The following is an 8,816-nucleotide window of genomic DNA, read 5'->3' on the forward strand; positions in this document are numbered from 1 at the left end:
CATGCGGGGCCTACCCCGCCACCCATTGCACCCCTCCCAAGATCACCTCAAGGAACTGACATGTACCCGCCCGTAACGCGCTGGAAGACACGCTTCCGTACGACAGCACTGTCCCTGCTCGCCGTCGTCGCGGCCGTCGGTGTCGGTGCCGGTCCCGCCCTGGCGGCGGACGGTAACGTCGCCTGGACGGTCCGGACGGCCTCCAACGGCTACGGCGAGGCCAGGTCCAGCTACAGCTACAACGTCAACCCGGGCGGTGCCGTCGAGGACGCCATGGTCGTGGCCAACCGCGGCCCGGCGCCGCTCACCCTCACCGTGTACGCGGCCGACGGCTTCACCACCGACGCCGGCCAGCTCGACCTGCTCACCAGGGACAAGAAGTCGATCGCGATCGGCGCCTGGGTGAAGCCGAACGCCGGCAGCGTCGTGATCCAGCCCGGAAAGACCGCCCAGGTCCCCTTCACTGTCGACGTCCCGCAGAACGCCACGCCCGGGGACTACGTCGGCGGCATCCTCACGACGCTGACCCAGGCCGACCAGGCTGAGGGGATCAACGTCGACCGGCGCCTCGGCATCCGGATCAAGTTGCGGGTGGGTGGCGAGCTGAAGCCGAACCTCACGATCGAGAACCTCCACGTCACGTACGCCGGACCGACCAACCCGTTCAGCAAGGGTGACGCCACCATCACCTACCAGGTCCACAACGTCGGCAACGCGGCCCTGTCCGGGAAGCAGGCGGTTACCGTCTCGGGCCCGTTCGGCCTGCTGCGGGTGCGGGCCGAGGATGTCGCCGCGCCGCCGGAGCTGCTTCCGGGTGAGAGCTGGGACGTGTCGGTGCCCGTACACGGGGTGGCTCCCGCCATCTCGCTGGCCGCTACAGCGACAGTGACACCCCTGCTCACCGACGCCTCGGGCTCCACCACCTCGCTCAAGCCGGTCCAGGTCACCGCGCACGGCTGGGCCCTGCCCTGGATGCTGGTGCTGGTGCTCGTCGTGCTGATCGCCGTGCTCGTCGGGGCGTACCTGTACCGACGCCGCAACCGGGCGCGGAGCAAGGCGCGCGAGGACGCCCGCGTACGCGACGCCGTCGAGCAGGCGCTTCGGGGCCCGGAGCCGCAGACCTCCTGATCACGGCACCGGTCACCTCGGCTGCGTCGGCCGGCGACGGTTCTCGCCCGCTGGCCGGGGCGTGGGCGTTCGTCCTTGTGGGTGAACGGCGCTCAGCTCCGGGCCACGCCTGTTCCCCAGCCGGCATGCTGCGACGGTGACGCCGCCACGGAGAGGGAATCCACATGGTTGACGGGGATCTGCCAGAGCGGATGCAGGCAGCGGCCTTCGACGAGTTCGGCGGGCCGGAGGTGATCACCCTGCGGAAGCTGCCTATCCCGCAGGTCGCCGACGACGAGGTGCTGATCAAGGTCTTGAGTGCCGGTGTCGGGGTGTGGGACGCATACGAGCGGCAGGGCATGCTGGTGCCGGAGGGCTCGGCGCTCCCGATCGTGCCCGGCTCCGACGGCGCCGGAACCGTCGTCGCTGCCGGCAGCAAGGTGACCGGCCTGGCTGCGGGCGACCTGGTCTACGTCTCCGCCACCACGCGGCCGAAGGGCGGCCTCTACGCCGAGTACGCGTCGGTCAAGGCGGAGTACGTGGCGAAGGTGCCCGACGGCGTGCCTGCCCAGCACGCGGGTGCCATGCCCACCGACGCGCTGACCGCGCTGGCCGGACTCGACGCGATCAGCCTGTCGGCCGGTGACTGGCTGCTGATCTTCGGTGCGAGCGGCGGTCAGGGCCACCTGGCAGTGCAGTTGGCGAAGCGGCAGGGGCTGAACGTGATCGCGGTGGCGTCCGGGGCGGACGGCGTCGCGCTGGTCACCCGGCTCGGCGCCGACATGTCCCTCGACGGCCACGGCGACATGACCGACGTGCTGGCCCGGATCCGGGACGCCGCCCCGGGCGGGGTGAACGCCATCCTGGCGATGGCCGGCGGCGCGACGCTGGACCAGCTCACCGAGGCGCTGGCCGACGGCGGGGTGGTCGCGTTCGCCCACGGGGTGCGGCCGGAGCCGCAGGAACGGCCGGGCGTCATGGTCCGCGCGTACGACGGCGAATCGAGCCCTCGACAGTTGCAGCGCCTCAACGAACTCATCGAGGCGGGGCCGTTCGTGGTGCACGTCGCGGAGAAGTTCCCGCTGGGCAAGGTACGCGACGCGCACCAGCGCCTACAGACGTCGTACGCCGGCAAGCTCCTGCTGACGGTGGCCTGAGGCGTCAGGGCGTGCGCTGTTGCGGCACGCGTACCGAAGCCATGCCGGCCGCCGTCGCGGCCTGGATGCCCAGGTCGGTGTCCTCGAAGACCAGGCAGGACTCCGGGGGTACGCCGAGCTGCTCCGCCGCGAGCAGGAACGCCTCCGGGTCGGGCTTGGCCCGGGTGTAGTCGTCGGCGCAGACCAGCACGTCGAACCGGTCCAGCAGACCGAGCGCGTCCAGGGAGGCGGTGACCGACGCACGGGTGCTGCCGGAGACGACGGCGAACGGGACCCGCCGGTGCGCGTCGTGGATGTGCGCCACCACCTCGGGCACGGCGGCGAGCTGCGGCAGCAACTCCTGGTAGTAGCTCTCCCGGCGCTCGACGACGGCCTCCACCGGCATGCTGAGACCCTGCTGCTCGTTCAGAGCGACGATGATGTCCGCGGTGGGCCGCCCACCCCAGGCGTAGAAGAGGTCCTCGGGGAACTCGCAGCCCCACTCCTCAAGGGCCCGCTGCCAGGCCAGGTAGTGCAGCGGCATCGAGTCGACGATGGTGCCGTCGCAGTCGAACAGGTACGCGGCGAACGGCCCGGGGGGCAGAGGCAGACTCACCCGGGAAGGGTACAGCTCACTCGTTCGTGACGGCTCTCAGCTGGCTGAGCAGGTACGCGCGCTCCGGTTCGGTGCCGACCAGCGTCAACGCGCTGCGGTACGCGGCCGCGGCCTCGTCGTACCGGCCGAGCCGGCGCAGCAGGTCGGCCCGCGCCGCCGGATAGGGGTGGTAGCCGCGCAGCCGAGGCTCGTCGGCCAACTCGTCGAGCAGCGCGAGCCCCGCCGCCGGCCCGTCCCGCATGGCGACCGCCGCGGCCCGGTTGAGCGCCACGATCGGTGAGGGCACCAGGCCGAGCAACACGTCGTAGAGGGCCACCACCTGCGGCCAGTCGGTGCTGGCCACGTCGGCGGCCTCGTCGTGCAGCGCGGCGATGGCGGCCTGCACGCCGTACGGGCCGGGCGCTCGGCCGGTCAGCGCGACCACCACCAGGCCCTGCCCCTCCTCGATCATCTGACCGTCCCAGCGTCCACGGTCCTGGTCGTCGAGAAGGATCATGGTGCCGTCCGGTCCGGTACGCGCGTCCCGGCGGGCGTGGACCAGCAGCATCAGACCGAGCAGCCCGGCGACCTCCCGTTCGGCCGGCAGCAGCCGACGCAGGATCCGGCCCAGCCGGATGGCCTCCTCGGCCAGGTCGATCCGTTGCAGATCCGGGCCGGAGCTGGCCGCGTACCCCTCGGTGAAGACCGAGTAGACGGCCTGGAGCACGGTGGGCAGACGGCCGGGCAGCTCGTCGGGGCCCGGCACCCGGAACGGGATGCGCGCGTCGCGGATCTTCCGTTTGGCGCGGACGAGTCGTTGGGCCATGGTGGCCGGCGGCACCAGAAAGGCCCGCGCGACCTCGGTGGTCGTGAGGCCGGCCAGGAACCGCAGGGTGAGCGCGCCGCGATCCTGCGCGGCCAGCGCCGGGTGCGCACAGGTGAAGAAGAGCGCCAACCGGTCGTCGGGCAGGTCGCGGTCCGCGTCGGCGGGCGGCGCGGGATCGGCCCGCTCGGCCTCCGCCTGGAGTACGGCGAGCCGGGTCGCCAACACCCGGTCGCGACGCAGCCGGTCCACCGCCCGACGCCGTGCCGTGGTGAGCAGCCACGCACCCGGCCGGCTCGGGACGCCGTCGGTCGGCCAGTGCGTCAGCGCCGCCTCGATGGCCTCGGAGGTGACCTCCTCGGCCAGGTCGAGGTCACCGAAGCGGCGCACGAGCGAGGCGAGCAGCCGGCCGCGTTCCTCCCGGAACACCGCCTCCACCGACGACCCGACGGCTGCCCCCTCACCCGGCACTGTCACACCTGCATGTCGATCTCGAAGATCGGACGGACCTGGACCGATCCGGTGCCGACGGCTCCGGGACTCCGGGCCGCCCACTCCAGCGCGGCGTCGAGGTCCGGCACGTCGATGACGTCGTACCCGCCGAGCAGCTCTCGGGTCTCGGCGAACGGCCCGTCGGTGATCGTGCGCTCGCCGTCCGGCTTGACCTGCACTGTGGTGCAGGTGGTCAGGTCCTGGAGGGGATGCCCGGAGACCCAGACCCCGGCGTCCTTCATCTCCCGGTCGTAGCGGATCCAGTCCTCGAAGCTGCACCCGTTGTCGACGACCTCCCCGTCAACCATGGGGCTCATGAACAGCAGCATGTACTTCACGTTTCGGCTCCTCTCGGTGCGGCGGGTCGCCGTACAGCATGACGACGAACGTGGGACGGGGATATCGACACGGCGCATCAGCTTTTTCGTGCGCGTTCGTCGCGACGGTCCATCCGACGCTCGAACCAGGTCACAGCGATCAGGAAGGCGGTGAGCAGGGCGAGTGCCGCGAGTGGCGGGAGGGACCGGCCGATCGGCAGCAGGGCCAGCGGCAGCAGCGCGGCGACGACCTGCGGCGGGTACACCACGCCAACGGTCAGCCGGCGGAAGACCAACCTGCTGAGCAGGTAGAGGGCAGCACCGCCGTAGAGCGCGGTCGCGGCCTCCCAGCCGAGCCGGTCGGGGTGCGCGGACTCCTCGGTGAGCTGGGCGATCACCTCCTCGATGCCGAGCGCGACGTAGATGGCGCCGATGATCAGCGTGGAGTGCCCGAGGCCGTACGCGTCGCCGGCGACGCGGGCCCGTCGCTCATCCGGCACGGTGCCGACCGCCTCCCGGGCGGCGGACGCCAGCCGATCGAAGTAGAGCCACCACAGGCAGACCGTGCTGGTGAGGCCGAGCAGAGCGGCCAGTAGGGCGGAGCCGACCGGTGCCATCGCCCTCGGGCCTGCTCCGGCGGAGATCAGTGACTCACCCAGCGCGATGATGAGCACCAGACCGAACCGCTCGCTGAAGTGGTCCACGCTGCGCAGTTGCCACGGCCGGAAGGTGGACGCGAGCCGGGCACCCCCGATGTTCAGCAGGAACGCGACCGTCCAGAGCGCGGTCTGGGCCGCACCGCCGAGCAGGGCGCCGACGATCAGCGGTATCCAGCCCAGCACCACGGGCACGGCGAAGAACCGCAGCGTCGAGCGCAGTGGAGGGTTCGTCGCGCTCGCCAGGAATATGATCACGAGCTGCATGGCCCGGCCGAGCACGTAGGCCAGGGCGAGCGTCAGCGGCGCGTCGAACAGCTCCGGACTCTGCTGCCACGCGTCTGGCAACACCAGCGCGGCCACGAAGATCGCCGCCATCGCGACGAGGGTGAGGGCCCGCACCGGACCGACGTCCGGTCGGACCAGATTCCCCACCCAGATGTACGGCGACCAGGAGTAGATCAGCAGCAGCAGGAGGAGCAGCCCCTGGGCCAGGGTGAGCGCGCTCGGTGAGGACGCCATGAACGTGATGGCCCGGGTGAGCGCGAAGACGAAGACCAGGTCGAAGAAGATCTCGAACATCGTGGTCCGGTGCGTCAGCCCCGCCGGCACCGGACGAATGTCGAGAATCCTCCTCACCCTCGCATTCTGCGCCCTGGACCTGGCTGACGTCCGGATCCGCTGAGACCCCGATGGTGTCGCAGCGGACCCGGCGCCCGGCGCCACGCCGCCTACCGAACGCCCCGGTCTCAGGTCGAGGCGTCCGCCCGGCGTCGGCTCCGCTCAGCTCGCCGCCGCACCTGCTGGTACGCGCCGGTCAGCCCCATCGCCCGGCGTACCTCGAGCACCGTCTGGCGTACCTCCTGGCGGGTCCGTTCCGTACCCTCGACGATCAGTCGGTCGACCAGGCCCCGGTCGGCTTCGATCTCGGCCCGCCGCTGCCGGATCGGCGCCAGGAACCCCTCCAGCGCGACGATCAGCCGTTCCTTGACCTCCACGTCGCCCACCCGCCCGGCCCGGTAACGCCGGGCCAGGTCGGCCACCTCGTCGCGGTCCGGATTGAAAACCTCGTGGTACGCGAAGACCGGGTTCCCTTCCACAGTGCCCGGCACGTCGGCCCGCACCCGGTTCGGGTCGGTGTACATGCCGAGCACCTTGCGACGCACCGTCGCCGCGTCGTCGGAGAGCGCGATCGAGTTGCCCCGGCTCTTGCTCATCTTGGCGGCGCCATCGGTCCCCACCAGGCTCGGTGTGTCCGCCGGGATCAACTCGGGCACCGGGAAGACGGGGCCGTACAGGTGGTTGAACCGCCGGGCGATCTCCCTGGTCACCTCGACGTGTGCGGCGTTGTCCCGGCCGACCGGAACCACCTCCCCCTTCACGCAGAGGATGTCCGCGGCCTGGAGCACCGGATAACCCAGCAGCCCGTACGGCATCTCCTCCTTGCCGGCGTCGCGGGCCATGTCCTTGAGCGAGGGCACCCGTTCCAGCCGGGGAACTGTCACCAGGTTCTGGAGGAGGGTGTTGAGGTCGCCGACCTCGGGGATGGCCGACTGGAGGTAGAAGGTGGCCCGGTCCGGGTCGACGCCGGCGGCGAGGATGTCGGTCACCATCTCGCGGGCGTTGGCGGCGACCTGGTCGATGTCCTCGCGGCGGTTGCGGGTGGTGAGCATGTGCAGATCGGCGATGATGAAGAAACTCTCGTAGCGCCGGTGCAGCCGTACCCGGTTGGCGATGCTGCCGACGTAGTGGCCGAGGTGCAGGCGGCCGGTGGGCCGGTCCCCGGTGAGCATTCGTGCGACGGACATGGTGGTGCCTCTCGTATCCGAAGGTGGGTCACGCGTGGGCGCGCGCCGAGCAGGGCTGGCTCAGCCCTGCTCGGTCAGCGGGATCGACTCAGCGAGTCGCCCGCCATCGCGCACCGGCGCGAAACCGCAGACCACCGGCACGGAGGACGTTCAGAAGTTGCTCACGGCCATCGCCGGAGCTGGTCGGGATCTCGGACACGGCACCGAGAGAGCGGCCGTCGACCAGGTCGACCGCCTCGGATGCGCAGTTGCCCGTCCGGACCACGGCCTCAGATTACCCGCGCGGGATGGCGCCGGGAGGCGGAAGGTAGCTGTCGGCGTAGTAGGCGCCGACGCGTTCCCGGTACTCCTGGTCGGCCGCTGCCGGATCGAACGGTGGCGCGTCCTTGATCTGCTGGCGGGTCCGGTCGACGTGCACGACGCGTTCCTGGTGATCCACCCGGTCGACCGTTCCGGCCGGCAGCAGCACCTTCTGGCCGAAGATCCACGGCCCGGTGTCCACCACCAGATGCCCGGCGTCCGCCTCGTCGCTCGTCTCGTCGATGGTGCCGATGCGTCCGTCGCTCGCCTGCACCTGATAACCCACCAGGTCGACGGGCGTACCCGGGCCGGGGGCGTCCGGGCCGTCGTGTCCACCCTCCTGACCCTTAGGAGGGGTGACCGAGGGAGTGGTCTGCGTGTACCCGCCGGCCAGGGCGGACGGATCACGCCAGGCCCAGGGGTTGAAGATCGAGGTTTGCATGGGGCACCTCCGAAGGACGGTCCTCAGCTGTCCCCCTTCGCAGTGCCCATCCCGCTGACGCCGGAAACAGCCGGCACTCAACGCGGGGGTGCTCCTGGCCAGGTGCGGCAGAGCGCCTGCGTCCGCGTCCGCGTGGCCGGCCCGCTGAGCAGGTGCGCTGGCATACTCGGCTGCCATGGTGCTGTCGCGAGGGTGGAGTCTCTTCCTGGTCGGAGTCGGCGTCTGGACCTGGGTGATCTGGCCGAGGTTCGCGGTGGCCATCTGGCAGGACCCGCGGTCCTGGGCCTCCGGCACGGTGGCCGAGGGTGCGGCCACCAGCTTCCTGTGGGTGCACGCGCTGCTGATCGCCGCATCCCTGGCTATCGGCACCACCGTCGGTGTTCTCGGCTTCCGGGCCTGGCTCGCCGCTCGGCGGCGGCGGCCGTCCTGATCGCTGCTCCCCGGCGGCCGTCCTGATCGCTGCCGCTCCTGCGGATCAGGCCGCGCGACGCCCCCACTACGGGTGGTCGCCGAGCCCTGGTTTCTGCGGAGCGGGTCTGAACTGGGAAAACTCCTCAGACGAACGAATGTGACGCGCGCCGCTACCCGTGGATTTGACGATCAAACCCGCAGACGCGTAACTTTCTCTCTGCCAGCGCGGAACGGGGCAAACGGGACGAAGGTCCTAGAGCGCCGAAACGGGATGGCAACCGGGTCAAGCAGGGGTTCGCTCCTGCGAGACGCGGTCCGGGCGGGGCTCGCCGGATCGGCCGCGAGGCGGATTTGGTGCGGCGAAGCCGACCGGGTAAGGTTCACGACCGGCAGGGAACCGGGCGAGACTGCGGGAAACCGCAGCGGCCGGTCTGCCGAATCCGACGACCTGACGCAGCGGTTCGCTGCTGCGTGAGTGCGCCGGCGCCGACCCGTACGAAGCATGACAGACCGGGACACACGGTTTGACACGGCGAAGACGGTGAGGTAACGTAGTAAAAGTGCCCGGCGCGAGAGCGGCGGGGACACGGTACGAAAAGCCCCGGTTGGGGTTCCACTGAGGTGGGGCTTCTGGTCGGTGTGTGGTTGTTCTTTGAGAACTCAACAGGGTGCTTGTAAAGCCAGTGCCAATTATGATTTATACCCCGGACTGGTCAGTTTTTGCTGGCT

9 protein-coding genes are annotated in these 8,816 nt (G+C 70.6%); 3 read left to right on the forward strand and 6 right to left on the reverse strand.

All coding sequences use genetic code 11. The features are described 5' to 3' along the window. Positions 1–60 precede the first annotated feature (60 nt). Both AB0B48_RS29855 and AB0B48_RS29860 read left to right on the forward strand, forming a co-directional pair. A complete protein-coding gene (locus AB0B48_RS29855; RefSeq protein ID WP_357207280.1) occupies positions 61–1,128 on the forward strand; it encodes a DUF916 domain-containing protein in 1,068 nt (355 codons plus the stop codon). A gap of 164 nt (positions 1,129–1,292) precedes the next feature. Next, a complete protein-coding gene (locus tag AB0B48_RS29860) occupies positions 1,293–2,264 on the forward strand; it encodes an NADP-dependent oxidoreductase (RefSeq protein ID WP_357207282.1) in 972 nt (323 codons plus the stop codon). A 4-nt stretch (positions 2,265–2,268) separates the two neighbouring features. Here the strand turns inward: AB0B48_RS29860 and AB0B48_RS29865 are convergent, their stop codons facing one another. The 6 genes from AB0B48_RS29865 to AB0B48_RS29890 all read right to left on the reverse strand — a co-directional run bounded on the left by AB0B48_RS29865 (position 2,269) and on the right by AB0B48_RS29890 (position 7,676). Continuing rightward, the gene (locus AB0B48_RS29865; protein WP_357207284.1) at positions 2,269–2,859 is read right to left on the reverse strand and encodes an HAD-IA family hydrolase; all 591 of its coding nucleotides are present in this window, start codon (positions 2,857–2,859) and stop codon (positions 2,269–2,271) included. Positions 2,860–2,875: 16 nt separating this feature from the next. Then, on the reverse strand, positions 2,876–4,132 hold the full coding sequence (locus AB0B48_RS29870) for a sigma-70 family RNA polymerase sigma factor (RefSeq protein ID WP_357207286.1): 1,257 nt from the start codon (positions 4,130–4,132) through the stop codon (positions 2,876–2,878). Positions 4,133–4,134: 2 nt separating this feature from the next. Beyond that, positions 4,135–4,482, reverse strand: a complete 348-nt coding sequence (locus AB0B48_RS29875; protein ID WP_357207299.1) for a YciI family protein — start codon at positions 4,480–4,482, stop codon at positions 4,135–4,137. 86 nt (positions 4,483–4,568) lie between these two features. Continuing rightward, positions 4,569–5,765, reverse strand: a complete 1,197-nt coding sequence (locus tag AB0B48_RS29880; RefSeq protein WP_357207288.1) for a low temperature requirement protein A — start codon at positions 5,763–5,765, stop codon at positions 4,569–4,571. Positions 5,766–5,875: 110 nt separating this feature from the next. Then, positions 5,876–6,934: a tryptophan--tRNA ligase gene (gene trpS / locus AB0B48_RS29885; protein WP_357207291.1), complete on the reverse strand. Its 1,059-nt coding sequence runs from the start codon at positions 6,932–6,934 to the stop codon at positions 5,876–5,878. Between the two features lie 274 nt (positions 6,935–7,208). Next, a complete protein-coding gene (locus AB0B48_RS29890) occupies positions 7,209–7,676 on the reverse strand; it encodes a PRC-barrel domain-containing protein (RefSeq protein ID WP_357207294.1) in 468 nt (155 codons plus the stop codon). Positions 7,677–7,851: 175 nt separating this feature from the next. Here AB0B48_RS29890 and AB0B48_RS29895 point away from each other — a divergent pair, with 175 nt between their 5' ends. Further along, positions 7,852–8,106: a hypothetical protein gene (locus AB0B48_RS29895; RefSeq protein ID WP_357207297.1), complete on the forward strand. Its 255-nt coding sequence runs from the start codon at positions 7,852–7,854 to the stop codon at positions 8,104–8,106. Positions 8,107–8,816: the final 710 nt, after the last annotated feature.

Origin of the sequence: Micromonospora sp. NPDC049089, from assembly GCF_040648775.1 — a bacterium.
Lineage (GTDB): Bacteria > Actinomycetota > Actinomycetes > Mycobacteriales > Micromonosporaceae > Micromonospora.

Bases quoted from the DNA above. Each gene is read 5' to 3' on its own strand.
- AB0B48_RS29855 (WP_357207280.1), top strand. From the start codon at position 61: ATGTACCCGCCCGTAACGCGCTGGAAGACACGCTTCCGTACGACAGCA.
- AB0B48_RS29875 (WP_357207299.1), bottom strand. From the start codon at position 4,482: ATGCTGCTGTTCATGAGCCCCATGGTTGACGGGGAGGTCGTCGACAAC.
- AB0B48_RS29890 (WP_357207294.1), bottom strand. From the start codon at position 7,676: ATGCAAACCTCGATCTTCAACCCCTGGGCCTGGCGTGATCCGTCCGCC.
- trpS (WP_357207291.1), bottom strand. From the start codon at position 6,934: ATGTCCGTCGCACGAATGCTCACCGGGGACCGGCCCACCGGCCGCCTG.
- AB0B48_RS29860 (WP_357207282.1), top strand. From the start codon at position 1,293: ATGGTTGACGGGGATCTGCCAGAGCGGATGCAGGCAGCGGCCTTCGAC.
- AB0B48_RS29895 (WP_357207297.1), top strand. From the start codon at position 7,852: ATGGTGCTGTCGCGAGGGTGGAGTCTCTTCCTGGTCGGAGTCGGCGTC.